The 24,389-nt window shown below is 38.0% G+C and carries 23 protein-coding genes and 5 tRNA genes; 8 read left to right on the forward strand and 20 right to left on the reverse strand.

The window, feature by feature from the left end; translation table 11 throughout:
• Window position 1: 1 nt before the first annotated feature.
• From ACP3T3_RS14265 to mraZ, 9 genes are all read right to left on the reverse strand, one after another.
• Complete coding sequence (locus ACP3T3_RS14265; protein ID WP_426476501.1) at window positions 2–1,240, reverse strand: FtsW/RodA/SpoVE family cell cycle protein; 1,239 nt, start codon at window positions 1,238–1,240, stop codon at window positions 2–4.
• 83 nt (window positions 1,241–1,323) lie between these two features.
• The gene (murD, locus tag ACP3T3_RS14270) at window positions 1,324–2,649 is read right to left on the reverse strand and encodes a UDP-N-acetylmuramoyl-L-alanine--D-glutamate ligase (RefSeq protein WP_426476502.1); all 1,326 of its coding nucleotides are present in this window, start codon (window positions 2,647–2,649) and stop codon (window positions 1,324–1,326) included.
• A 91-nt stretch (window positions 2,650–2,740) separates the two neighbouring features.
• The gene (gene mraY, locus ACP3T3_RS14275; protein ID WP_034693896.1) at window positions 2,741–3,982 is read right to left on the reverse strand and encodes a phospho-N-acetylmuramoyl-pentapeptide-transferase; all 1,242 of its coding nucleotides are present in this window, start codon (window positions 3,980–3,982) and stop codon (window positions 2,741–2,743) included.
• Between the two features lie 43 nt (window positions 3,983–4,025).
• Window positions 4,026–4,373 carry a four helix bundle protein gene (locus tag ACP3T3_RS14280; RefSeq protein WP_426479977.1) on the reverse strand — a complete coding sequence of 116 codons (348 nt, stop codon included), beginning with the start codon at window positions 4,371–4,373 and terminating at the stop codon, window positions 4,026–4,028.
• Between the two features lie 70 nt (window positions 4,374–4,443).
• Window positions 4,444–5,904 (reverse strand): UDP-N-acetylmuramoyl-L-alanyl-D-glutamate--2,6-diaminopimelate ligase, encoded by a 1,461-nt coding sequence (locus ACP3T3_RS14285; RefSeq protein ID WP_426476503.1) that lies wholly within the window; start codon window positions 5,902–5,904, stop codon window positions 4,444–4,446.
• A gap of 59 nt (window positions 5,905–5,963) precedes the next feature.
• Window positions 5,964–7,955, reverse strand: coding sequence for a penicillin-binding transpeptidase domain-containing protein (locus ACP3T3_RS14290; RefSeq protein WP_426476504.1), 1,992 nt, complete (start codon window positions 7,953–7,955; stop codon window positions 5,964–5,966).
• On the reverse strand, window positions 7,939–8,304 hold the full coding sequence (locus ACP3T3_RS14295) for an FtsL-like putative cell division protein (protein ID WP_426479978.1): 366 nt from the start codon (window positions 8,302–8,304) through the stop codon (window positions 7,939–7,941). The genes ACP3T3_RS14290 and ACP3T3_RS14295 overlap by 17 nt, the downstream gene beginning before the upstream one ends.
• Window positions 8,305–8,369: 65 nt before the next feature.
• A complete protein-coding gene (gene rsmH, locus ACP3T3_RS14300; protein ID WP_426476505.1) occupies window positions 8,370–9,263 on the reverse strand; it encodes a 16S rRNA (cytosine(1402)-N(4))-methyltransferase RsmH in 894 nt (297 codons plus the stop codon).
• Between the two features lie 51 nt (window positions 9,264–9,314).
• On the reverse strand, window positions 9,315–9,773 hold the full coding sequence (gene mraZ / locus ACP3T3_RS14305) for a division/cell wall cluster transcriptional repressor MraZ (RefSeq protein WP_426476506.1): 459 nt from the start codon (window positions 9,771–9,773) through the stop codon (window positions 9,315–9,317).
• Window positions 9,774–10,045: 272 nt separating this feature from the next.
• On the opposite strand from mraZ, the gene ACP3T3_RS14310 reads away from it, so the two are divergent.
• The 3 genes from ACP3T3_RS14310 (at window position 10,046) to ACP3T3_RS14320 (ending at window position 11,936) form a co-directional block, all read left to right on the forward strand.
• Window positions 10,046–10,807, forward strand: a complete 762-nt coding sequence (locus tag ACP3T3_RS14310; RefSeq protein WP_426476507.1) for an alpha/beta fold hydrolase — start codon at window positions 10,046–10,048, stop codon at window positions 10,805–10,807.
• A 63-nt stretch (window positions 10,808–10,870) separates the two neighbouring features.
• Complete coding sequence (gene yihA / locus ACP3T3_RS14315; RefSeq protein WP_426476508.1) at window positions 10,871–11,494, forward strand: ribosome biogenesis GTP-binding protein YihA/YsxC; 624 nt, start codon at window positions 10,871–10,873, stop codon at window positions 11,492–11,494.
• On the forward strand, window positions 11,487–11,936 hold the full coding sequence (locus ACP3T3_RS14320) for a GNAT family N-acetyltransferase (protein ID WP_426476509.1): 450 nt from the start codon (window positions 11,487–11,489) through the stop codon (window positions 11,934–11,936). Before yihA ends, ACP3T3_RS14320 begins: the two co-directional genes overlap by 8 nt.
• A 266-nt stretch (window positions 11,937–12,202) precedes the next feature.
• On the opposite strand, the gene ACP3T3_RS14325 is transcribed toward ACP3T3_RS14320, so the two are convergent.
• From ACP3T3_RS14325 to ACP3T3_RS14345, 5 genes are all read right to left on the reverse strand, one after another.
• Window positions 12,203–12,286 (reverse strand) — tRNA-Leu (locus ACP3T3_RS14325).
• Window positions 12,287–12,361: 75 nt separating this feature from the next.
• Window positions 12,362–12,443: transfer RNA gene (locus tag ACP3T3_RS14330), tRNA-Leu, on the reverse strand.
• A 121-nt stretch (window positions 12,444–12,564) separates the two neighbouring features.
• A tRNA-Leu gene (locus ACP3T3_RS14335) sits at window positions 12,565–12,648 on the reverse strand.
• Between the two features lie 6 nt (window positions 12,649–12,654).
• Window positions 12,655–12,730, reverse strand: a tRNA-Gly gene (locus ACP3T3_RS14340).
• Between the two features lie 4 nt (window positions 12,731–12,734).
• Window positions 12,735–12,816: transfer RNA gene (locus ACP3T3_RS14345), tRNA-Leu, on the reverse strand.
• Between the two features lie 179 nt (window positions 12,817–12,995).
• On the opposite strand from ACP3T3_RS14345, the gene ACP3T3_RS14350 reads away from it, so the two are divergent.
• Genes ACP3T3_RS14350 through ACP3T3_RS14365 form a run of 4 tightly spaced genes read left to right on the forward strand, consistent with a single transcriptional unit; the run spans window position 12,996 to window position 15,863 of the window.
• Window positions 12,996–13,373 carry a DUF3127 domain-containing protein gene (locus ACP3T3_RS14350; protein ID WP_089693608.1) on the forward strand — a complete coding sequence of 126 codons (378 nt, stop codon included), beginning with the start codon at window positions 12,996–12,998 and terminating at the stop codon, window positions 13,371–13,373.
• A gap of 60 nt (window positions 13,374–13,433) precedes the next feature.
• A complete protein-coding gene (aat, locus tag ACP3T3_RS14355; RefSeq protein ID WP_426476510.1) occupies window positions 13,434–14,087 on the forward strand; it encodes a leucyl/phenylalanyl-tRNA--protein transferase in 654 nt (217 codons plus the stop codon).
• Window positions 14,074–14,952 carry a DMT family transporter gene (locus ACP3T3_RS14360; protein ID WP_426476511.1) on the forward strand — a complete coding sequence of 293 codons (879 nt, stop codon included), beginning with the start codon at window positions 14,074–14,076 and terminating at the stop codon, window positions 14,950–14,952. Before aat ends, ACP3T3_RS14360 begins: the two co-directional genes overlap by 14 nt.
• Before the next feature lie 47 nt (window positions 14,953–14,999).
• Window positions 15,000–15,863: a hypothetical protein gene (locus ACP3T3_RS14365; RefSeq protein WP_426476512.1), complete on the forward strand. Its 864-nt coding sequence runs from the start codon at window positions 15,000–15,002 to the stop codon at window positions 15,861–15,863.
• A 45-nt stretch (window positions 15,864–15,908) separates the two neighbouring features.
• On the opposite strand, the gene ACP3T3_RS14370 is transcribed toward ACP3T3_RS14365, so the two are convergent.
• The 6 genes from ACP3T3_RS14370 to ACP3T3_RS14395 form a co-directional block, all read right to left on the reverse strand.
• Window positions 15,909–17,291, reverse strand: a complete 1,383-nt coding sequence (locus tag ACP3T3_RS14370) for a tetratricopeptide repeat protein (protein ID WP_426476513.1) — start codon at window positions 17,289–17,291, stop codon at window positions 15,909–15,911.
• Window positions 17,292–17,680: 389 nt separating this feature from the next.
• Window positions 17,681–19,063 (reverse strand): phosphoglucosamine mutase, encoded by a 1,383-nt coding sequence (gene glmM / locus ACP3T3_RS14375; protein ID WP_426476514.1) that lies wholly within the window; start codon window positions 19,061–19,063, stop codon window positions 17,681–17,683.
• Window positions 19,064–19,132: 69 nt separating this feature from the next.
• Complete coding sequence (locus ACP3T3_RS14380) at window positions 19,133–20,134, reverse strand: DUF4421 family protein (RefSeq protein ID WP_426476515.1); 1,002 nt, start codon at window positions 20,132–20,134, stop codon at window positions 19,133–19,135.
• 215 nt (window positions 20,135–20,349) lie between these two features.
• Window positions 20,350–22,383 carry a ferrous iron transport protein B gene (gene feoB, locus ACP3T3_RS14385; protein WP_426476516.1) on the reverse strand — a complete coding sequence of 678 codons (2,034 nt, stop codon included), beginning with the start codon at window positions 22,381–22,383 and terminating at the stop codon, window positions 20,350–20,352.
• Window positions 22,383–22,637 carry a FeoA family protein gene (locus ACP3T3_RS14390; protein WP_426476517.1) on the reverse strand — a complete coding sequence of 85 codons (255 nt, stop codon included), beginning with the start codon at window positions 22,635–22,637 and terminating at the stop codon, window positions 22,383–22,385. Before ACP3T3_RS14390 ends, feoB begins: the two co-directional genes overlap by 1 nt.
• A gap of 133 nt (window positions 22,638–22,770) precedes the next feature.
• On the reverse strand, window positions 22,771–23,676 hold the full coding sequence (locus ACP3T3_RS14395) for a GLPGLI family protein (protein ID WP_426476518.1): 906 nt from the start codon (window positions 23,674–23,676) through the stop codon (window positions 22,771–22,773).
• A 181-nt stretch (window positions 23,677–23,857) separates the two neighbouring features.
• Between ACP3T3_RS14395 and ACP3T3_RS14400 the strand changes: the two genes are divergently transcribed.
• A complete protein-coding gene (locus ACP3T3_RS14400; protein WP_426476519.1) occupies window positions 23,858–24,355 on the forward strand; it encodes a DinB family protein in 498 nt (165 codons plus the stop codon).
• The last annotated feature ends 34 nt before the right edge of the window (window positions 24,356–24,389 follow it).

A 24,389-nucleotide genomic window follows, 5' to 3' on the forward strand; every position in this document is an offset into this window, starting at 1 on the left:
CTTAAGCGATATCGTTTATTTCTGCTATACTTTGTTTTTTGCCCATTCCTTCTTCATCATAAATCTGGATTCTTGAGCTTATATTTAAAATAATGCCTAACTGCAAATAGGTTACCAGCATTGAGGTTCCTCCGTAACTGATCAAAGGCAGCGGCTGCCCTGTTACCGGGATCAGATTCACCGCAACAGCTATATTGACTGAAAGCTGGATAAAGATCATTACTCCAAGACTGAGCACGAGCAACGATCCAAAAAATGCCGGCATTTTACTGGCGATCATCACGATCCTTATCATCATGATCAGATATAAACTGATCAGAAAAGCGGCTCCTATTACCCCATATTCTTCTACGATAACCGCGAAAATAAAGTCGGAGGCAGATTGCGGAAGCATTTGTTTCAAGGCACTTTTCCCCGGACCCATTCCGGTAATTCCGCCATGTACAATGGCTGCTTTGGCCTGCATCACCTGATAATTTTTCGCTTTTACGCTTTCATCATCTACATCTGCTGATTTGGCTTTGCTTGAGGTAAATGTTTCTACACGGCTCATCCATGTATGAACACGGTTTCCGCCAATCATGTTCGTATTCAGGGCTATTAATAAAAATAATACAATGGCTACAAATGATGCGGAGATAAACCCTGCAATGTATTTCCAGTGAAGCTGTCCTATGACAAGAACCACTACGGAAACCATTAAAATCATCAATGCTGTGGACCCGTTATCTTTGGCTACCAATACGAAAACCAGGAGGATAGGTCCGAAAATATACATGATATTCTCTATCGGAAGTCTTTCTCTTGTGATCTTTTTGGTTAAATATCTGCACAGATAGATAATCAACATTAAAAAGGCAAATGATGAGGGCTGGAAAGAGATGGGCGTTCCCGGGATTTTCAGCCATCTGGAAGCACTGGCCCCATCAATGGTCTGTCCTGTAAACATGGTAACTACCAACAGAATAATCATTAGGCCGAGCAGAATACTGCTGAGCTTTCCAATGTATTCATATTTTACGGTTCCTACCAGTCTCATAATACCTAATCCCAAGACTACAAAGAACATATGTTTGATAACGTGACCTGTTGTGGTTCCGTTATTAACAATATATTCGAGATTTGAACTTGCAGAGTATACGGGGAAGATAGAGAAAATGGAGATCACAAGGATGACCATCCAAAGTACTTTATCGCCCTTTAGAAATTCAAATCTGCTTTCTGTGTTCTGTTCGTCCATAGTATTGTATTCATGTACTGATGTAAAATGTATTGATGAAATTGACGATCATTAATACGTTAATACACTATACTTTTTTACCTTTATTTTAATACCTGCTCTTTAAACTGGCGCCCTCTGTCTTCGTAGCTTTTGAACAGGTCAAAGCTTGCGCAGCATGGAGATAATAAGACCGTATCGCCTTTTTTAGCCAATGATTTTGAAATCCTTACAGCTTCTTCCATGCTTGAAGTATCATAAATAAACTCTTTCTTGTCTTTAAAGAAATCTATGATCTTCTTGTTATCTACTCCAAGGCAAACAATTGCCTTCACTTTTCTTTTGACTAAATCTTCAATTTCGGTGTAGTCATTTCCTTTATCCAATCCACCAACAATCCAAACGGTTGGTGTTTTCATACTTTCTAAGGCATAGTAAGTAGCATTTACATTGGTTGCCTTGCTGTCATTGATATATTTTACATCTTCAATTTCGGTAACAAACTCCAATCTGTGCTCCACCGCCTGAAAAGTCATTAATGAATGTCGTATGCTTTCATTGTTGATCTGCAATATCTTACCGGCAATGGATGCCGCTAAGCTGTTGGCTACATTGTGATTTCCCAGCAGAGACAATTCGTCAACTTTCATTGAGAATTGGTCTTTCATTTTTACCACAATTTCATCTTCATTTATATAACCTCCTTCCTGCAGCTTCTCTTTTATTGAGAAAGGAATCATTTTAGCCTTTATTTCAAGCTTTTCAAGAAGATTTTTACTCATTTCATCATCTTTGTTATAGATGAAAAAGTTGTCATTCTCCTGATTTTCAGTAATTCTGAATTTTGCCAAAGCATATTCTTCATAATTGTAGTTGTACTGATCCAGGTGATCCTGAGACAGATTCAGCAACAAAGAGATATAGGGTCTGAAATTCTGAATATCATCCAATTGAAACGAACTTACTTCCAATACATAATATTCATGGTTTTCATCGGCAACCTGCTTAGCAAAGCTGTATCCTATATTTCCTCCTAATCCTACATTTAATCCGTCATTTTTCAGGATATAATAGATCAGGGAAGTTGTTGTTGTTTTCCCGTTACTTCCGGTAATGGCGATAATCTTTGCATCTGTAAATTCAGAAGCAAATTCAATTTCAGAGGAAAGCCTGATTCCTTTTTCATGAATTTTACTGATGATATCCGCCTTTTTCGGAATTCCAGGGCTTTTTACAATCCAGTCAGCATTTAAAATTCTTTCTTCATCGTGGTTTCCGTCTTCAAATTCAATCTCATTATCGGTAAGAAACTGCTTATAGTTATCCTTAATGGCTCCTTTATCTGAAAGAAATACTTCCAGCCCTTTCTTTTTAGCCAAATAAGCAGCTCCGCATCCGCTTTCTCCACCTCCTAAAACAACTATTTTCATATTATTTTTGTATTGATGTATTGATGTATATTGTATTCATGTATCCTGGTGGTAATCATTAATACGTTAATACATTCTTACTTTTTACAATTTATCTCATTTTTAATGTGATCAGACATACAATAGCCAGTATTACCCCGATGATAATCATTCTGTTCACGATTTTACTTTCGTGGAATCCTTCTTTCTGATAATGATGGTGTAATGGTGACATTTTGAACAGTCTGTTATTTTGGGCATATTCCAGCCCATATTTTCTTTTTCTGTATTTGAAAACTACTACCTGAAGCATTACAGACAGGTTTTCAATCAGGAAGATTCCGCATAATACAGGAATCAACAGCTCTTTTCTTAAAATAATGGCCAAAACGGCAATTACTCCTCCAAGCATCAGACTTCCGGTATCTCCCATGAAAACCTGTGCAGGATAGGTATTGTACCAGAAGAATCCGATCACGGCACCTACCATTGCCACGGCAAAAATGGTGGTTTCCCCCATATTGGGAAGGAACATGATATTAAGGTAATCTGCAAAGATGATGTTTCCGGAAAGATAGGCGAAAAGAGCCAGCGTGAGCAGTATAATGGCACTTGTTCCCGCTGCGAGACCGTCAATTCCATCTGTGATATTGGCCCCGTTTGAAACTGCTGTTACAATGAAGATCACGATGGGAATAAAGACAATCCATGCCCACTCGTGGGCATCTTTATCATTCATCCAGAATAAAATTCCACTATAGTCGAACTCATTATTTTTTGCAAAAGGAACGGTAGAAACAGTAATTTTCTCTGTAGGCATAAAATTTTGCTCTACATTGTTTCTGTTCACTACTTTGGCGTCTGCATATTTTCTTTTTACGGTGATGTCAGGGTGGAAATACATTGTAATTCCGACAATCAGCCCTAATCCGACCTGCCCTACAATTTTGAATTTACCGCTTAACCCGTCTTTATTTTTTTTGATTTTCTTTAAGTAATCATCAAGGAAACCGATGGCTCCCATCCAGAACATTGAAACCAGCAGCAGGACAATATACACATTGGTAATCCTTGTAAACAGCAATACCGGGATAATGGTTGCCAGGATAATGATCAACCCTCCCATGGTAGGAGTTCCTTCTTTTTGTTTCTGCCCATCCAATCCAAGATCACGTACCAATTCCCCCATCTGTTTTGTTCTCAGGTAATTGATGACTCTTTTTCCATAGACAAGAGCAATAATCAGCGAGAATAATACAGCCATTCCGGCACGGAAGGAAATGTATTTCAACAATCCTAATCCCGGAACGTGAATTCCATGGTTGGTTAGATATTCGTATAGATAGTATAGCATGTTTCTGTTTTTTATTATTTAAAAATTTAATTTATTTAAAGATTTAAAGATTGGGTTTCTCAATATTTTCACTTAAATACTTAATAAAGTTTGATATGTTTGAAGAAACCTCTCTTGAAAGGATGATAATTTCTTCGGCTTTATTTTCGTCACCTAATTTTAATCTTTTACTCACAATCAGCATGCTTTTCACTTCTGCACAGCTGCCTTCTGCAATTTTTAAATATCTTATAAATTGTCTGTTATTATTATACTCTGAGCCTTCCGCAATATTGTTGCTTATTGAAAAACTCGCTCTTTTTATTTGGTTATTAAATTCAAATTCTTTTGCAAAGCTTGGATTTTGAAGAAACTCATAAACTTTTTGAATAAGATCTAAACTTTGATATATACAGGGAAATTTTCAAAATTCTTCGCCATCATCAAATCTTTAAATCGTTAAATGAGTTTAATCTTTCAATCTATTTAGACATTAATTTCCAAAGCTCATTAATTACTTCTTTGTCATCAAAATGATGTTTTACACCATTAATCTCCTGATACGTTTCGTGGCCTTTTCCGGCAACCAAAACAATATCTTTAGGTTCTGCAAATTTTATCGCCATTTTTATGGCTTCTCGTCTGTCCGGAATTGAAGTGTATTTGCTGAAATTTTGCGGTTCAACGCCTGCTTCAATTTCTTTGATGATCTGCGCGGGATCTTCTGTTCTCGGATTATCTGAAGTGATGATTGCCAGTGTTGATTTTTTAGTGGCAATATTTCCCATTTCAGGTCTTTTGGAGTGATCTCTGTCTCCTCCGCAGCCGAATACGGTGATTAATCTTTCGTTTTTGGTTCTGATATCGTTGATACTGTCCAGAATATTTTCCAAAGCGTCCGGAGTGTGCGCATAATCTACAATAAAGAATATTCCGCCATCTGATTTGAAGGTTTCAAATCTTCCTGAAACTCTTTTTAGCTTGCTGATGGCCTGAAGAATTTCATCCTGCTCAAAACCAAGCTCTTCAGCAATACCAAAGACAAGAAGCAAGTTATATACATTGAATTTCCCGGTAAGTGTCGTCCAAAATTCTTTTCCGTTGAAGTTCAGCAGCATTCCGTTGAAATCCACTTCCAATAATTTTCCGTGATAATCTGCCATAGTTTTCAAAGCATAGGACTTCTTTTTAGCTTTGGTGTTCTGAAGCATGACGTTACCGTTCTTATCATCTACATTGGTGATAGCAACGGCTGTATCTTCTAATTCGTCAAAAAATCTTTTCTTAGTTTTTAAATATTCTCCGAACGTTTTATGATAATCTAAATGATCATGGGTAAGGTTGGTAAAGCCTGCCACTTTGAAGTGTAATCCTTCAATTCTGTTCTGGGCAATTCCGTGCGAGCTTACTTCCATGAAAGCAAATTCACATCCTTTTTCTACCGCTTCAGCCAAAATCCTGTTGATCGTAATCACATCAGGAGTGGTGTGGGTAGCTGGAATAATTTCTTCACCGATTCTGATCTTAACAGTAGAAAGTAAAGCAGCAGGATACCCCAGGTTCTTGAACACGTCAAAAAGAAGGGTGGAAACGGATGTCTTCCCGTTAGTCCCTGTAACTCCTATCAGTTTCAGCTTCTGAGAAGGGTTTCCATAGTAATTGGAAGCAAGATGTCCTAAAGCTTTGGATGAATCTTTTACCTGAACATACGTTACATTTTCTGTCAATGTTTCAGGGAATTCTTCGCAAACGATTGCTGCGGCTCCTTTTTCAACAGCAGATGCAATGAATGAATGGCCATCTACCACAGTTCCTCTCATTGCAATGTAAAGAGAGCCTTCTGTAACCTTTCTGCTGTCAATCACCAATTCAGTAATTTCTCGGCTGTTATCACCTTGAATTTCCAGTACTGGGATTCTGTTTACTAATTCTGTTATAATCATCTTTATCAATAAGGCTTTGCCCTATTTTGGTTTAAATTATCCTTTCGGGATCTTGTTTCTTAATTCTGCAGAGACAAATAAATTCTCTGGTTCTTACTGATTGTTGTGCCTTCCAGCGGAAATTGTTCTTTAATTCTTCCTACTCCTTTATAGTCGACACGGTAGCCTAAGTTTTCCAGTTGCGGGATTACATTTTTACCAATTAATCCTACTACATTAGGCATCTGTTTATCATTTACTGCTACTTTAACGTTAGGTTCAACCATTTTGCTCAGGTTTACCTTTTTGTCTACAAGCATTTCTTTTTCAATATTCTGTGGTGTTTTCAGGAATGTTTTTCCTGCAATTTCTTTAAACACCGGCGCTGAAACGGACCCCCCATAAAATCCTATTGATGTGTTGGGCTCACTGATCATCACATAACAGGTGTATTTCGGTGCGTCTGCCGGATAAAACCCTGCAAATGATGCTCTGTATTTCATTGGACCTGGCAGCCAGTATTCAAATCTTGCGGTTCCGGTTTTCCCTGCCATTTTAAGGTTAGGTGTAAAAATGCTTCGTCCCGTTCCTTTTTCTACTGCTTTTGTTAAGGCGCTGGTCATCATTTTAACCGCTTTTTCTGAGGCCATTTTATTGACCATTACTTCCGGTTTTGCCTGATACATCACTTTACCGTCTTTCAGTATTTTATCTATGAATAAAGGCTTAAGCATTTTCCCTCCATTAGCAACCCCATTGTAGAAGGTTGTCAATTGAAGAAGGTTGATGTTGGAAGAATATCCGTAAGAAATGGAAGCCAGTGTTGCTGCGTTCCATCTTTTATTTTGTGGCGTTACAATTTTCGGTTTTGTAATTCCAGGAAGTTCGATATCCATTTTATCGAATAATTTCCAGCGTTTCAGGTGATCAAGGAAAATCTGTGGCTTTTCTGCATAATATTTTGTGATCAGTTTCGCCGTTCCTACATTACTGGATTTCGCTAAAACATCACTGATATCATAAGTTCCGCCGCCGTGTCCGTCTGAAATTCTTTGTTTGGCATATGTCCACACTCCGTTTCCTACGTTTACGGTTGTATTTTCATCAATGAAACCGTCATCCATTGCTGCTAAGAGCGAAATGGTTTTAAAAGTGGATCCCGGCTCTATATTATCTTTCAGTGCATAGTTGTAGGAATCTTCGTAATCTCCTGATTCTGTTCTTCTTAAGTTCACAAGGGCACGCACTTTTCCGGTTTCAACCTCCATTACAATTACGGTACCATGTTTTGCTTCAAAATGGATCATCTGCTTCTCCAGAGCGGAGTGTGCAATATCCTGAATCCTAAGATCTAAGGTCGTGTAAACATCTTCTCCGTCTACAGGTTCCTGAACTTTCCAGAAGTCGATGGGTTTCCATTGCGAAGAATTGATTCTCTGCTCAAGTCTTTTTCCGTCGGTTCCTGTCAGATATTTTGAGAAAGCTCCCTCCAGTCCTGATCTAAGCTCTCCGTTATCCATACCAATGGTTCCGGCTCCGATTTCTGAGGTAGCGAGTTCTCTTTTATAGTTTCTGTCAACAATAAATCCCCCTTTATTTTTACCTCTTTTGAAGATCGGGAACTTTCGGATTCTGTCGTACTGGTCAAAATCAAGCCCTTTTACCAACGTGTAGTATTGGTTTTTCTTTTTCTTCTGTTCGTCAAACTTCTGTCGGAATTCACTTCTAGGTTTTCCGAACATTTTGCTCAGGGAATCAGTTAATGCTCCGATGTTGTTGGAGTACACCGTATCTTTCATCGTTTTGAAGTCAAGATAGATATCGTATCGCATAACCGTTGTAGCGAGAATAGAACCGTCGGAAGCAAAAAGATTACCTCGTGCCGCCTTTAACGTAGCCTCACGATAGTTTTTATTAATGTAATCATCTTTTATCTCCTGGACATTGGTATTCTGAAGAATGACAATCCTTGCCAGAAACATGACAAACACGCACAAAGCTACCACTGCAAAGAGGTAGCCCCATCGTAACGTTTTCTTACGTTTATTGTCGTATTCATTTTGCTTTTGCATCTGTACTGTCCAGTTTTATTAGCAATTTGTGAGGGTGGTTTTCCAGGGTCATCAATGAATCCCGGGCAACCTCTTTCCCCAGCTGTGATTCCATTTTTACTTTGATCAGCTTACTCTGGGCGTAAGCATTTCGTGATTTATATTCTTCCGTTTCTTCCTTTAGGACGTTTACAACTTTAATTTTTTTATCGACGAGATGGTTGGTATAAATCATGGCCATCATCAATATGAACAACAGGAGAAAATACCTGTAATGTATTTTGATCTCATCACGGTTCAGAAAGTTTCCTTTTATAATATCTATAAAAGTGAGTCTTTTCTGGGGGCGATTTGTTGTTCTTTTTGCCAAAGCTTTTTTATAATTGATTAATGATAAAAGATAATTGATATCGTTTATCACTTATGATTTATCATTTATACCTTTATTCCTGTTCTCATCTTGGCACTTCTTGCTCTTGAGTTCTCTTCGATTTCCTTGTCATCAGGAATGATCGCTTTACTCTTTATCAATTCAAATGCCTTTTTATAATTTCCGTAGATATCTCTTTCCGGCTCTCCCTCGAACATTCCGTTTTTCAGGAATCTCTTTACCAGCCGGTCTTCCAGGGAGTGGTAAGAAATAACTACCAATCTTCCTTCCGGTTTCAAAACATTGAAAGCCTGAATCAGCATTTCTTTCAATACTTCAAGCTCCTGATTCACTTCAATTCTTATGGCCTGAAAAAGCTGAGCATAGAATTTATTAACCTTGTGGGGCGGAATATAGCTGAACAGTTTTTTCAGGTCTTCCGTAGTTTCTATACTTTTTGTTTTTCTGTGATGAACAATTTCCCTCGCCAGCTTTCTTGCTTCTCTTAGTTCTCCATAATGATAGAAAAGATCCGCAAGTTCTCCTTCTTCATATTCATTGATCACTCTTTTGGCATCAAGATTCTGCATCACATTCATTCTCATATCCAAAGGAGCATTGCTTCTTGTTGAGAATCCTCTGTCCGCTTCATCAAACTGATGGGAAGACACTCCTAAGTCTGCCAAAACACCGTCAACCTGTGAAACGCCATACATCAGCAATGAGTTTTCCAGAAATCTGAAATTCTGATTGACCAGGGTAAAACGTGGATCATCAATTGTATTTTTAAGTGCATCCAGATCCTGATCAAAGCTGAACAATCTCCCTTTATCGGAAAGCCTGCTCAGGATTTCTCTTGAATGGCCTCCGCCTCCAAAGGTGCAGTCCACATATATTCCGTCAGGATTCGTCACCAAATCATCAACACTCTGCTTCAACAAAACGGGGTTATGATACATGCTTAATTGTGTTTTTTATTTAATAATAATCAAATTAATTACCGACTACAGTTATTCTTCATCGAAAGAGCCCATCACTTCTTCGGCAAGGCTTGCAAAATCAGCTTCATTGGTTGCAATCACCTTTTCATAGGCGCCTTTATCCCAAATCTCAAAGAGCTCTCCTGCACTGGTGATCACAATATCTTTCTGAAGATTTGCAAAAACCGTCAGATCTTTTGAGATCTGTAACCGCCCGGCGTTGTCCAGCTCTACTGTTTTTACTCCTGCCGTAAACATTCGTATGAAATCAGCATTCTTTTTTATGAACCTGTTCAGTTTATTAATTTTGCCCATCAGCTTGTCCCATGCATTCATAGGATAAACCTCCAGACAGGGTTGGAACACAGATCTTTTGACCACAAAAGCCTTGTCATCGAAGTTTTCCATCTGTTTGATTAAAGATGAAGGAACTTTCAGGCGGCCTTTGTCGTCAATTTTGCACTCATATGTCCCAATGAAATTTTTCATTTGGGACAAATTTATATAATAATTTCCAAAATTTCCCACTTTTTCCCACTTTTTGACTCAATGTTAATAAGTTTTATTAAAGATTGAATTTCAATAATGTAAAATACTGATATAAAGAGACTTGTTAAAAGTGTTATTTAAGCCATAATAAAGCAGTTTCGAAAAAAAAAGTTAAAAAGCAGAATATTATATTATTTTTATCTTAAATTAGGATAATCAAAATTTTTTTGAGGTTTAATTTGTATTTTTGCAGGGCTTTATTAAGGCGTTTTATGATATTTAGTACAAAAAAAGAAAAGAAATATTCCTATGTAGAAGCGGGAGAAGGACATCCATTAGTGCTGTTGCACGGGTTAATGGGTGGTTTGAGTAATTTCGATAAAATGGTAGATTTTTTTTCGGAAAGAGGGTTTAAGGTATATGTACCTCAGTTACCCATCTATGATCTGCCGGTACTCAATACGAATCTTACCACTATCGCAAAATATATTATCAAATTTATAGAAAGTCATATTTCAGGGCCTGTATCTATTGTAGGAAACTCAATGGGAGGTCACGTAGGACTTATTCTGACGTTGGCAAGACCTGATCTGGTAAAGAATCTTGTTCTTACAGGAAGCTCCGGATTGTATGAAAGAACTTTCGGGGACAGCTTTCCAAGAAAAAATGACCGTTCTTATATCAGAAAGAAAACGGAAGAAGTTTTCTATGACCCAAAGATTGCAACAGAGGATCTTGTAGATGAAGTTTTCGGAGTGGTAAATGACAGAATGAAAGGAATAAAAACGGTAATGCTGGCAAGAAGCGCCATTAAACACAATATGCTGAACGATCTTCCGAAGATTGTGACGCCTACCTGTCTGATCTGGGGTAAACAGGATAATGTTACTCCTCCGGAAGTGGCAGAGGATATGCACAAGTTTATTCCTAACTCAGATTTATTCTGGATTGACAAATGTGGCCATGCAGCCATGATGGAAAAGCCAGATGAATTCAATGAAATCCTGTACAACTGGATAAAAGATAAAGTTTAAATACATAACAATGACCATTAAGAGCTTTTCTTAGTGGTTTATTTTTCTAAAATACATTCAAAAATGATTATCAAGACAGCAGAGTTTGTAAAGAGTAGCGGAAAGTGGCAGGAATGTCCTGAACCAAATATTCCCGAATATGCTTTTATCGGAAGGTCAAATGTGGGAAAATCATCACTGATCAACGCCATGATGAATCATAAAGACCTTGCCAAAACATCACAGACCCCGGGAAAGACCCAGCTGATCAATCATTTTCTGGTGAATGAAAACTGGTATCTCACCGATTTACCGGGATATGGCTATGCAAAGGTTTCCAAAGTTCAGCGAAAGGATTTTGAAAAACTGATCACCAATTATATTCTGAACAGGAGAAACCTGGTAAATCTTTTTGTTCTGGTAGATGTAAGACATACTCCGCAGAAAATTGATCTGGAATTTATCCAGTGGTGTGGTGAGAGCGGAATTCCATTCTCAATTGTCTTTACAAAGGCTGACAAACTGAAACCGAATGCTGTTGTCAAAAATGTTGAAGACTATAAAGCCGAACTTCATAAAACATGGGAAGATCTACCAGAGCTGTATATTACCTCGGCAGAAAAGAAAGAGGGAGGAGATCATATTCTGGATTTTATCGAAAAGACCAATGATTTTCTAACGCTTAATAATATAAGTTTCGATGAGTAGCATGGTCTGGAAAATCAAAACTTTTGATGAATTCACTGTTCCTGAATTGTATGCTGTATTGAAAGCCCGTATAGATGTTTTCGTAATTGAACAAAACTGTCCCTATCCTGATCTGGATAATTATGATCAGAAAGCAGTTCATATCTGGGCAGAAGAAAACGGGCAGGTGCTTGCGTACTGCCGTGTTTTTGATAAAGGCATAAAGTATGACGAAACATCCATTGGAAGGGTTCTTACAACCGAACAGGCCAGAGGAAAAAATTTGGGTAAACAGCTGATACAGTATGCCGTAGAAACCATAGAAAATCGTTTTCACACTGCTGAAATCAGAATCTCAGCGCAGGATTATCTTTTGAGATTTTACAGCGGGTTCGGATTTGCAGATACGGGCAGGAAATACCTGGAAGATGATATTCCCCATACGGAAATGATAAGAAAATAAAAGAGGCCGTCCCACAAACTTGTGAAGACGGCCTTTTTATAGAATTCCGGCTTCAGGCCATCAATAAAAACAAAGGATTTCCATTGCTGCCAATACTGCAGCACCTATTACATGATAAAAGATTGAGTTGCAATACGATATTTCAGTCTACTATTATACGGTGACTTAAACCCATAATCTTCATTTTCGCTCTACTTTCTCGCCCGATCGTTTTCATATGATTTACGACATAAAAAATCCTCCGTAAGATTATACGGAGGACTATGTACCCCAGACGGGACTTGAACCCGTACGTCCTTGCGGACACAGGATTTTAAGTCCTGCGTGTCTACCAGTTCCACCACCAGGGCATGATGTGTGGGCGAAAAAAAAGATTCGAACAAATGTTCCAATCTTCTTAATGACTCTGAAAAGAGCTTATTTAGTGCGGATGAAGGGACTCGAACCCCCACGCCTCACGGCACCAGATCCTAAGTCTGGCGTGGCTACCAATTACACCACATCCGCTGGTATTGCCCATCTGTATTTACAGATTCAGGCTGTATTTATTACAAATATAAATTTTTTATTTAAAGAACGTTCTCTATTAAAACAAAAAACCCTCCGTAAGATATTACAGAGGGTCTTGTACCCCAGACGGGACTTGAACCCGTACGTCCTTGCGGACACAGGATTTTAAGTCCTGCGTGTCTACCAGTTCCACCACCAGGGCATGGTGTGGAGCGAAAAACGGGATTCGAACCCGCGACCCCAACCTTGGCAAGGTTGTGCTCTACCAGCTGAGCTATTTTCGCATAGTGCGGATGAAGGGACTCGAACCCCCACGCCTCACGGCACCAGATCCTAAGTCTGGCGTGGCTACCAATTACACCACATCCGCTGGTTTTTTTATATTGTAAGTTTTAAAGAGCTTGCTTCGTTTTTGTGAGTGCAAATATAGGACAATTTCCTTTACTACCAAACTTTTCAGGGAAAAAAATTAAAATTTGTACATTTTTTTTTCATGGCACCTTTTATTACATTTCATTTTCTTACTTTTACATCGTTAATATTTACGATATGGAATTACAAGGAACGGTAAAGAAACTTTTTGATGCTCAAACATTTGCGAGCGGGTTTCAAAAAAGAGAAATGGTTATTTTAACCCAGGAACAGTATCCACAGCCGATAAACATAGAATTTTTATCTGATAAAATCAGTTTATTAGATAACCTTAAAGAAGGGGAAAACGTAAAGGTAGGAATCAATATCAGAGGTAGAGAATGGGTTTCTCCCCAGGGTGAAACCAAATATTTCAACTCTATTACGGGGTGGAGAGTAGAGAAAGTTTCAGAGAATGCATCTGAGCCTACTCAGGCAATGCCTCAGCAGTCGGCATCTCCTGTTTCTAATGAGAATCCGTTTGCCGGAGACGACGATGACGATTTACCTTTTTAATTAGAAAAATAAAGAACAAATATAAATCCTGCTTTTTGAAGTGGGATTTTTTTTCTAAAAATGATCCGATTAGACGAAAACGAAATTTCATTTCCAGACCCTGAGCTGTATGACGGGCATGAGGGAGTGATTGCTTTTGGCGGCGACCTGTCTGTAGAACGTATCTGGTTTGCTTATCAACTGGGTATTTTTCCCTGGTATAACCCTGAAGAGGAAATACTTTGGTGGTGCCCGGATCCAAGATTTGTTCTTATTCCTGAAGAATTAAAGGTTTCGAAATCAATGAGGAAGATATTAAACAGAAATATCTTTACTTTCTCAGAGAACAGGAATTTCAGAGAAGTCATCAGGAATTGTCAGCAGGCAACCCGAAAAGGACAGTCGGGGACGTGGCTTTCTGATGAATTGATGAACTCTTTCATCCAGCTTCATGAATATGGACTGGCCAAAAGCATTGAAGTATGGCAGGATGGAGAACTTGTCGGGGGCTTTTATGGATTACAGATCGGTAACGTTTTCTGTGGTGAAAGCATGTTTGCTAAGGTAAGCAATGCCTCCAAAGCCGGGTTTATCCACTTTGTAGAAAGCAATAAAAATAGCCTAGAGTTAATTGACTGTCAATCACATACAGAACATCTTGAAAGCTTAGGGGCAAAAATGATTCCCAAAAAAGAGTTTCTAAAAATCTTACACGAAAATAATGAACGCAGATAAAGAAAAATGGGTTCTTCTGGCGGTCCTGAGTATTATCTGGGGATCATCCTTTATTTTAATCAAAAAATCTCTGGAGCATTTTAATCCTTTTCAGGTAGGGGCTTTAAGGGTTCTTATTGCCGGAATTATTTTACTTCCTGTTGCCATTTCCAATTACAGACTTTTCCCTAAAAAACATCTCAAGTGGCTAATCCTGGCTGCATTTACCGGAAACTTCATTCCTATGTTTCTGTTCCCGATTGCTGAAACTGAAATAAGCAGCAGCATTGCAGGGATTATCAACTCAATGATGCCTATTTTCGTAATTATTGTAGGTGCTTTGGTATGGAAATTCGAAACAACGAAAAAACAGATTATAGGAACGTTAATAAGCTTTACGGGGGTCTGTATACTGGCCTTTGGAGGAGGTGACGGCGGGGAATTGAAAATGATTCCGATTTTATTGCTGCTACTGGCTACTTTATGCTACGCCCTGAGTACAACAACAGTAAAATCGAAGCTTATGGAAGTTTCGTCTACTGTGCTATCTGCTTTTGTTTTCTCATTTGTCTTATTATTTCCTTCAGTGATAGCATTGACAAGCACGGGGTTCTTTTCGGAGTTCAGTTTTTCGAAAGATAATCTGCTGGGACTTATGTTTGTGAGCCTTTTATCTATTTTCGGAACGGGCCTTGCCATGACGATGAATTACCGTTTACTAAAAGTTTCCAGTCCGCTTTTTGCTTCAACCGTTACTTTGGTAATGCCCATTGTAGCTATTATCTGGGGAATTATAGATGGTGAAAAACTGACTTATTTACAATTTATAGGGGCAGGTGTCATTATCGGCGGGCTCATATTTTTAAGAACAAACCCAAAAAAGTAAAATCATATTATAAATTGAATTATATTTGAATGATTTAACTTATAACTATGAAAAAATTTCTACTTTTGGGGTCTATAGCCCTAACTGCGCTTTCCTGCTCCGATGCTGATGACGCTTCTTTTGACAACAGTGACCCATCTGTTCAAAGTGTGGTTCTTCCTACGAAAATGACGATAGATGGTATTGTAATGAAAATCAATTACAATGGAACTAAAATTATCAGCATGATTAACAATATTAATCAAGGGCAGAGAGTTGAGTTCTCTTATACTGATGATTACGTTACCGGCATTAAAAATTACGAGAATAATAGTCTCGAAAGTGCGGTTGAATATGGATATTCTAACGGACGCATGGCCTCAGCGGTTATTAAAGAGTATTCTACTGCCGGAGCCATACAAAATACGGTTGCATTTACCTATACCTACACAAGCAATACAGAGATCAGTGTAAAAAGGCAGACAAATTCAGGTACCGGCTCTTCAACCATTAACAGCGTGTTTACCTACAGCAATGGAAATATGATAAGCAGCACCGGCTCAGGAACCGGAACAGTAAATGGAAACACGGTTAATTACACAGAAAAAGAGACTTACACTTACACTGATAAGAACTATCCTTTTAAGAATGTAAAAGGTTTTGACAAGATTATATTCAACGGAAATGAGAGCAGTGACGGGGTAAGCATGCTATTTTCGAATATAAAAAACAGCTTAAGTACTTATAAAGGAGAATTTACCTATACTACAGCCGGAGGAGGAACCGCAACCGGAACCACCACTCATAAGTATACGACGACTTTTAATACCGCAGGATATCCGTCTGAAGAAAACAGACAGTCCCTGGATATAAACGGAAACCCCAACAGCAGCGCTCCGGATAAGTTTTTTTACGAATACAACTTTCAATAAAAAAACCTGCATTTCTGCAGGTTTTTTGTTATTTGTTACTTAAATCTAGTTCTTTTTCTTCACTTTACCGGCTTTAACCTTTTTCACTTCGTCTTTAATGAAAGGATATTTTTTCTGCATATCCTTAACCAGAGACGGATCAAGATCTAAAGCTTTCTGAAGTGAATCCATTCCTTTATCCTGGTCTTTCAGATTGAAAAAACAATTGCTCAACTGATAAAACAGTTCAGCCCTGTAATGTTTTTTAATGGCACTGTTCAAAACGGTTACCGCATCTTCATATTCTCCTACCAACATCAAAACTTCTGAATAGGCATACCAGTTGTAGAACCTTGAAGGCTCTGCATCTACCAGCTTTTTAAGACAGGAAAGACTTTCTTCAAACTTTCCGGAATCAATAAACAAAAATGCCAATCTCTTCTGATAATCAAGATTGTTTTCATTCAGCTGTGTGGCTTCTTTGGCATAATGCAGTGCTTCAGACATCCCGCCCATTTCTTCATAAAGATAAGACTGCTCCATCATGGCAAGATAAAACTGAGGATCTTCTCTCAATGATTTCTGGAATGCATTTAAAGCTAAGATAGGCTGTTTTAAGGCCTTGTTGCATAATCCGATCTTATAAAAAGTAAATGCTTTTGTATATTCCAGCTCCAGCATCTCCTCATATGTTTCGATCGCCTTTTGATACTGTCCCAAAGCTTCATAACAGGCTGCTTTATTGGCGTATACTCCCACAGAGTTTGAGTTGATTGCCAGTAAGTAGTCGTAGCCCCTTATTGCTTCATCATAATTTTTTCTGTTGAAATAGAATTGTCCGTATTCAAACCAGGCGGTTTCAGAATAAGGGAATTCATCTAAATATTCATTAAGAAAGGCAATAGCCTCCTCGCTCTTATTGAGATCACTGAAGCACACCATACAGTTTTCCAGCGAATATTCATCCGACGGGTCTTCCTTCAGTGCTTTTCTGTAATGTTTAAGAGCGTTAAAAGGATCTCCGAGATTCACATATTCATCCGCAATAAAGTTGTGGAGAAAGTTTTCTTCTTCCTCTAATGTCAAAGCTTTTTTGCAGATTTCAATGGATTTTCTGGGATTTCCTAAGTTCGAATAATACTTGGCGTAACAAACCAAAAAGTCTGTGTTCTCCATAGAAGCCCCTTTCAGCTCGTCAATAAGTTCTTTCGCCGTATTATACTCTTCCCACTCCAGAAGGATCTCAAGTCTTTTGATCTTAATATCCAACGAATTAGGGTGAAGCTTTAGTCCATAATTAACAGCCATGTCGGCGTAATTAAAATCACCAAGCTCCAAATAATAAACAATGATATCTTCCAACTCTTCAGTATCGAAGTAGAATTCGTCATTGTTTTCCATCATTTCCTCGAACTTTTTTACAAGTTCATTTCCAAAATACTCTTCCAATAGTGTCCTCTTTGTCGGCCTGATGTCTGAATTTGCTTACAAACCTCGGCAAACGTTTAGTTAATAATACATCTGAAACTGATATTCAAATATTTATGCAAAGTTGCAACTTTTTTTTGAATTTTCCATTTCATTAATTTCTATTATAAAAATAGTAAAAAAAGAAAACCAATAAAAGGATTGTGGATAAAAAAACAGAAATTGGGGTTAAATACTTATAGCAAGCTATTTTCCGGCTTGTATCTCGGTCTTCCATACGATGTTGATACTTTTAATATCAGCGTTAGTCCGCCCGGAACTTTTCTTGATTATTTTTAAGAAATAAAAATCTGATTTTAATATGCTCAAATAAAAAAAGAACGGAGCAATTGTCCGTTCTTCGTATATTTTTAGATTAAACTCTTGATTTTAGCAATAATATCATCACCAAGCTTATCGGCTTCTTCCTGAGATTTAGCTTCCGTATAAATTCTGATGATCGGCTCTGTATTGGATTTTCTAAGGTGAACCCAGTTATTTTCAAAGTCTATTTTAACACCGTCTACTGTAGAAACCTCTTCATTCTGATACTCCTGCTCCATTTTGCTTAAGATAGCATCTACATCAATCTCCGGAGTCAGTTCTATTTTCTTTTTACCCATAAAATAGCTTGGGTATCCTGCTCTTAGCTCAGAAACGGTTTTATTTTCTTTGGCTAAATGAGTCAAAAACAATGCAACTCCTACTAAAGAATCTCTTCCGTAATGCAATTCAGGATAGATAATTCCTCCGTTTCCTTCTCCTCCAATTACAGCATTTTTTTCTTTCATCAGCGTAACTACATTTACTTCTCCTACAGCACTTGCAAAGTATTCTGAGTTGTGGGCCCGGGCAACATCTCTCAAAGCGCGGCTTGAAGAAAGGTTGGAAACAGCTGCTCCGTTTTTATGCTTCAGTAAATAATCTGCCACTGCTACCAATGTATATTCTTCACCAAACATTTCCCCTTTTTCATCAATAAGGGCCAATCTGTCTACGTCGGGATCTACCACAACGCCTAAATCTGCATTTTCTTTTTTTACCAATTCGCAGATATCCCCTAAATGTTCTTTCAAAGGTTCAGGGTTATGAGGGAAGTGTCCTGTAGGTTCACAGTATAATTTGATGGTTTCACAGCCTAATTTGTCCAAAAGCATAGGAATAGCAATGCCTCCTGTAGAGTTGACGGCATCCAGCACTACCTTAAAATTCTTCGCTTTAATTGCTTCCACGTCTACCATTGGCAAATCCAGGATCTGCTGAATATGGATATCAAAAGCGTCGTCTCTTGTTTCGTATTTTCCAAGATCATCTACTTCTGCATAATTGAAATCTTCACTTTCAGCCAACGCCAGTACTTCTGCACCGTTTTCACCACTGATGAATTCTCCTTTTTCGTTTAACAGCTTCAGGGCATTCCACTGCTTTGGATTGTGGGAAGCGGTAAGGATAATTCCTCCGTCTGCATTCAGCTCAGGAACCATTACTTCTACCGTAGGGGTTGTAGAAAGTCCTAAGTCTACTACATTGATACCTAATCCCTGTAATGTAGCGGTTACAAGAGAAGAAACCATCTGCCCGGAAATTCTGGCATCTCTGCCGATGATCAGGGTAAGGTCTTTTTTATTTTTGTTATTCTGAAGCCAGGTTCCGAATGCGGAAGCAAATTTTACCACATCCAGCGGTGTTAAGTTATCATTTACTTTTCCCCCAATGGTTCCGCGAATTCCGGAAATAGATTTTATTAATGACATGATGTTTTTACTTTTATTGTTTTCTTTTCCAAATTTTCCGACGCAAAGATACTTAAAAGACCATTCAACTTATAGAACCGGAATCTTTTTTTGGATTTTATCGTAAGTATTTTTTACAACTTTCGGTGGTGCAAAACGATATCCTATATAAATCAGTCCGTACAGGTTATTATTTTCTACCGTCTCTCCGCTTTTCTGATAGGTATAGGTATTAAAGCTTATCCTCCCTCCAAAAAGAAAGCGGTCCGAGTTATATCCGACATGCAGTCCTCCCTCCATCTTCAGGGTTACGAACTGTTCGTTTTCTTTCTTTTCATTTTCCTGCCGGGAACTTGAAAACTGTCCTCCAATTCCCAGAGAAAGGTAAGGAGCAACATTCACCTTATCTCTTATAATCCAATTGTAAAAGTATCCCATATTACCGCCTATTTTATACTGAATCTCTTTGTTTTTTACTTCATTGATTGTATTGGTAAAAAAGCTGATATCATAATCCAGATAGGGAACCCAGCTACCGCTGCTTTTTTTCTGCCATTCGCTGTGGGTATATATACTTTTGGCCGAGAAGTTTTTATTGAGCACATATGACGTTGTTCCTCCAAAGCTCAGCACTTTTAAGTCCGGAAACTGCAAATAAGCATCGGTCTCCTTCCAGTCCGGAATAAAATCTTTCATGTTTTCCAAGTAAAACCCTTTTACCTTTTTATAATAGAGAGTCTGGATAAATCTTTTAGGGAAAAACCTGAAGCTCAGATCCGTATAAGAGCTTTTTCCTTTCAGATCATCCTCATTGTTTCCGGGGATAAATTTGGGTGAGAAGGAAAGCGTGGCACTGATGACGCGGTAGTCAATAGATACGGATGTTTTTGTCTTGTTATTGATGGAAAGCTCCATTTTACTATCGTCTGTACCTTTCTCGGAAATGATATACTTTTCAAGGTTAGTATCAAGATTAAGGCGTATCATCACCTTATCCCTGTAAGATGTAACAAGCGCTGTATCTGTCTGGCATTTAGCATAGAAAATGCCCGATAACAGTGTGAGAACCGTAATTGTGTTTTTTAGAGTCAAAATAAATATATTTTCAAACAATGAAAATACATTTATTTTTTTGATATTCCGGTTAAGCCCTGTTTAAGAACATCCGCAGTCTTTATCGCAGTTTGTTCTTTTGGAGCTGAATTTCTTGGGTGCGAAATTCTTTTTAAGCACTTTAAATAAAGAGTAGCAGGCGAATGCTACTATTAATGCAATAAGTACGTATTGAATAATTAATGATGAATCCATTACTTTAAAATCTGATATACTATCATCGACACAAAATATGCCAAACCTGTCATCATGACTACCTGAAAGCCGGTCCATTTCCAGCTTTTGGTTTCTCTGTAGACTACTGCAAGTGTAGAAACACACTGCATTGCAAATGCATAGAAAAGAAGAACTGAAATTCCTGTTGCAAAACTGAAGACTTTTTCTCCGTTGGGTTTTACATCTCTTCTCATTTTATCAATTACTTTTACTTCAGGAGCATCGTCTTCCAGACTGTAAAGTGTAGACATGGTTCCTACAAAAACTTCTCTTGCAACGAAGCTGGTAAGGATTCCTACGCCCATTTTCCAGTCGTAGCCAAGGGGCGCTATTACAGGTTCTATTCCTTTACCCATTTTTGCAAGATAAGAATGATCAAGGTGAACATCTGCAGCTACCCATTCATTGTTTTTCCGGCTTGGTCCAAAATAGCTCAGGAACCAGATGATGATGCTTACAATAAAAATGATTTTTCCGGCTCCGGTAATAAACTCCCACACTTTTCCAAGAACCATTTTAAAGTCATATCCAAAAAGTGGTTTTTTATAGGCAGGAAGGTCCATTACAAGGTACGTTTTTCCTTTACTTTTAATAAATCTTTTAAGGATGGCAGCGGAGAATAAGGCAACTAAGAAGCCCAGAAGGTACATTCCCATCAATACCAGTGCTTTATATTTTATTCCTAAAAATGTTCCTTCCGAAATAATCAGTCCGATGATAATACTGTAAACAGGAAGTCTCGCAGAACATGTCATAAATGGGGTTACCAATATGGTCAGCAGTCTTTCTTTTACGTTTTCAATGTTTCTTGTAGAGATCACCGCCGGAATGGCACAGGCAGTTCCAGACACCAGCGGAACGATACTTTTACCGTTCAGTCCGAACGGGCGGAGCAGTCTGTCCATCAGAAATACCACTCTTGCCATATACCCTGAATCTTCCAACAGGTAAAGGAAATATAAAAGAATCCCGATTTGTGGTGCAAAAACCACGATTCCCCCAATTCCGGGAACAATCCCGTTTGAAATCAGCGAATTAACAGGGCCTGCAGGGAGGTGCTCGCTTGTAAATGCAGCCAGCCATGAGAATGTTTCCTCAATCCAGCTCATCGGATATTCTGCAAGGAAGAAAACACTTTGGAAAATAATCAACAAAATGGCTAAAAAGACTACATATCCCCAGAATTTATGAACTAAAACTTTATCGAGTTTTTCGGTAAGCAATTCTTTGAACTGGGCTTTTTTAGAAATAACATCGGCCAGTATTTTGTCTACGTTCTGATATCTTCTAACGGTTTCCTGAACCTGTAATCTTTTCGGAACCAGGCTTTTATTATCAGGTTCATTGAGCTGTTCCATTACGGATCCTATTCTTCCCAGATCTGTTCCTAATGAAAGGCTCATCCAGGCTTTATATTCGTTATCGAAACCTTTATGTGCTGCCAGCTTCTGAATAAAATCTCTGTGTTCGTGCGGTGTTTCAAATGAAACTTTATCTGTTTTTACAAATTCATTGTTATAAACAGCGTCTCTTACTGCATCAATTCCGATCTGCTCTTTGGCATTGGTCTGAATAATTCGAATGCCTAATGCTTCGGAAAACTTTTGAATATCTATGGTAATTCCTCTTCTTTCTGCCTGATCAATCTGATTGACAATCAAAATCATAGGGATTCCAAGGTCCTGGATCTGCTGAAACAGCAGCAGTCCTCTTTTTAAGCTTAATGCTTCAAGAATGTAAACAACTCCTGCGTAGTTTTTCTGCTCGTCAATAAGATATTTGGAAAAAATAGCTTCATCTTCTGAACTGGGATATACGCTGTAAGAACCCGGAAGGTCGATAACCTCCACTTCTTCGTTTTTATAAACATAGTTCCCCGAATGGCTTGCAACGGTAACGCCGGCATAGTTTCCGGTCTTTTGCTTTTTGTTACAAAGTGTATTGAAAACCGTTGACTTTCCTACATTAGGATTCCCGACTAAAAGGATCTGTTTTTTCTTGTTTTCCTGCATTAATTCAATTCTTCAACAATGATGTAATCTCCTTCTTCCTCACGAAGAGCAATGCGGCTTTTTTCTGCTCCAAACTCCACATACATAGGTCCCTTGAATGGAGCCTGATACAAAATTCTGAAAACGGTCTCCGGAAGAAGTCCCATTTCAATAATTTTATTGGGCATTTTAAGATGGTCATTATCATACCCCAATATCTTCCCTGTTTTATTTTTAGGGAATCCACTTAATTTATGTAATCCTTTCTCTTTCAAAGCCTAATTTTTAGTCCTGCAAATATACGCTATTTAAATTTAATCTAAATAACGTTTTGGGATAAAAGAAATCAACCCAAACACATTGCTGTATCCGGGTTGATTCAAAATATAATTTAGTTGATATGAATGCTTATTTTTTCTTCTTGTCAGAAGGCTGTTCTTTTTCGATGGGATTGTCGTTAGCATTGTAAAAATCCTTATACTGCTTTTCCTGTTTTCTCATCATATCTCCTACCGTCCCATCCATTCCAGGGATGGTTTTAGACATCATTTCTTGTGTCATCATGGGTCTCCCAGAAGAAAACGGATCTTTTTTAAAATCATTAAATGTTTTTTCAAATTTTTCTCTCGATAATTCGTTTACTTTTCCTCCTGAAGCGTGCATTAAATTTTCAATGTAAGAGAATTCCGTATACTCTTTCACTTTTTTATTTCCCTGCAATACCCATGAGTAGTTTTTATCAGCATCTTCAATTTTTACAATTAAACCAGGAAGCCCATAAAACTTATAAGGTCCGTCCTGAAATGGAATATCTGTACTAAACCAAGCAGTCCAAGTTCTTCCTCCAAAATCAGTTGTTGCCTTTTGCGCGTTATATTCTCCTATTTTTTGTTTATCAGCTAAGATATTCCAGTTGAATTTTAATTCTTCACTGTAACCAATATTAGTTGGAGTAAATCCGTTAGCTATCTTATCCACATATTGTACCTTCATACTTGGGTATGACTTATATATCCTGGATGAAATTTTTGGTGTTTTCAGAGATTTTGAAAAGTCTCTCATCATTCCTGATTTCTTAATTGCTTCCATTTCAATTTTCATGATAGAATCTTGAGCAATCACTGTATAATCCTGGTATATCGATCTGTTCTTATCTGTGATATCTAAAATAGTCACTACTTTATCCAGTTTTACTGAATCTTTCTTCGGTTTAAAAGTCAGTTCATAAAAGAAACGGTTAGCAGTTTCTTTTGACTCCTGAGCTCCGGCAAAAGCAAAAAGAGCAATAAGAAATACGGAGAATAACTTTTTCATTGTAGTAAGTTTATATAATTAGTAATCATATCACTTCCTTTGTTACAATTTTTTTGAAATTTTATTTTCTGATAAAAATATTCTTGTATTCCAAATAGCTGATGATTAAAAAATTATGATTCTCTTAAAACAGTTTCTTTTTTAAAAAGCTTACCTTTAAGTTTCTAAAAAACAAAATATTATGGACACCTTATCTCAATTAAAATCCGAACTGGAAGGGGAATTTCAAACCACAAAAAAATTTATTGAACTTTTTCCTGAAGGGAAAAATGATTTTGCTCCCCATGAAAAAAGTATGAAAATGATGCCTCTTGCGACTCACCTTGTCGAAGTTTTTGAATGGCCTAACACGATTTTGAAAACTTCTGAACTGGATTTTGCCAAAGGAGACTACAAACCAACCACTCTTTCTACAAGAGATGATCTCATGAAAAAACTGGAGGAAGATTATCAGTCGGCAAAAGCCGCCTTGGAAAACAGTACAGAAGATGACCTGAACCCCAGCTGGACGATTAAAAATGACGGCCATGAACTGGCAAACTGGAGCAAATACGGAGCAATCCGGCATGCCTTAAACCAGATCACTCATCACAGGGCTCAGCTGGGCGTATATTACAGACTCAACAATATTCCTTTGCCGGGAAGCTATGGGCCTTCAGCAGACCAGCAAAGTTTTTAATTGTAATACATCCATATATCCACAACAAAAAACC

It is taken from the genome of Chryseobacterium sp. CBSDS_008, from assembly GCF_049959325.1.
Taxonomy (GTDB): Bacteria; Bacteroidota; Bacteroidia; order Flavobacteriales; family Weeksellaceae; genus Chryseobacterium.

What these genes read in the sequence shown, in the direction of transcription:
- ACP3T3_RS14265 (WP_426476501.1), bottom strand. Translation starts at nt 1,240, where the DNA reads ATGGACGAACAGAACACAGAAAGCAGATTTGAATTTCTAAAGGGCGAT.
- murD (WP_426476502.1), bottom strand. Translation starts at nt 2,649, where the DNA reads ATGAAAATAGTTGTTTTAGGAGGTGGAGAAAGCGGATGCGGAGCTGCT.
- mraY (WP_034693896.1), bottom strand. Translation starts at nt 3,982, where the DNA reads ATGCTATACTATCTATACGAATATCTAACCAACCATGGAATTCACGTT.
- ACP3T3_RS14285 (WP_426476503.1), bottom strand. Translation starts at nt 5,904, where the DNA reads ATGATTATAACAGAATTAGTAAACAGAATCCCAGTACTGGAAATTCAA.
- ACP3T3_RS14290 (WP_426476504.1), bottom strand. Translation starts at nt 7,955, where the DNA reads ATGCAAAAGCAAAATGAATACGACAATAAACGTAAGAAAACGTTACGA.
- rsmH (WP_426476505.1), bottom strand. Translation starts at nt 9,263, where the DNA reads ATGTATCATAACCCCGTTTTGTTGAAGCAGAGTGTTGATGATTTGGTG.
- mraZ (WP_426476506.1), bottom strand. Translation starts at nt 9,773, where the DNA reads ATGAAAAATTTCATTGGGACATATGAGTGCAAAATTGACGACAAAGGC.
- ACP3T3_RS14310 (WP_426476507.1), top strand. Translation starts at nt 10,046, where the DNA reads ATGATATTTAGTACAAAAAAAGAAAAGAAATATTCCTATGTAGAAGCG.
- yihA (WP_426476508.1), top strand. Translation starts at nt 10,871, where the DNA reads ATGATTATCAAGACAGCAGAGTTTGTAAAGAGTAGCGGAAAGTGGCAG.
- ACP3T3_RS14320 (WP_426476509.1), top strand. Translation starts at nt 11,487, where the DNA reads ATGAGTAGCATGGTCTGGAAAATCAAAACTTTTGATGAATTCACTGTT.
- ACP3T3_RS14350 (WP_089693608.1), top strand. Translation starts at nt 12,996, where the DNA reads ATGGAATTACAAGGAACGGTAAAGAAACTTTTTGATGCTCAAACATTT.
- aat (WP_426476510.1), top strand. Translation starts at nt 13,434, where the DNA reads ATGATCCGATTAGACGAAAACGAAATTTCATTTCCAGACCCTGAGCTG.
- ACP3T3_RS14360 (WP_426476511.1), top strand. Translation starts at nt 14,074, where the DNA reads ATGAACGCAGATAAAGAAAAATGGGTTCTTCTGGCGGTCCTGAGTATT.
- ACP3T3_RS14365 (WP_426476512.1), top strand. Translation starts at nt 15,000, where the DNA reads ATGAAAAAATTTCTACTTTTGGGGTCTATAGCCCTAACTGCGCTTTCC.
- glmM (WP_426476514.1), bottom strand. Translation starts at nt 19,063, where the DNA reads ATGTCATTAATAAAATCTATTTCCGGAATTCGCGGAACCATTGGGGGA.
- feoB (WP_426476516.1), bottom strand. Translation starts at nt 22,383, where the DNA reads ATGCAGGAAAACAAGAAAAAACAGATCCTTTTAGTCGGGAATCCTAAT.
- ACP3T3_RS14395 (WP_426476518.1), bottom strand. Translation starts at nt 23,676, where the DNA reads ATGAAAAAGTTATTCTCCGTATTTCTTATTGCTCTTTTTGCTTTTGCC.
- ACP3T3_RS14400 (WP_426476519.1), top strand. Translation starts at nt 23,858, where the DNA reads ATGGACACCTTATCTCAATTAAAATCCGAACTGGAAGGGGAATTTCAA.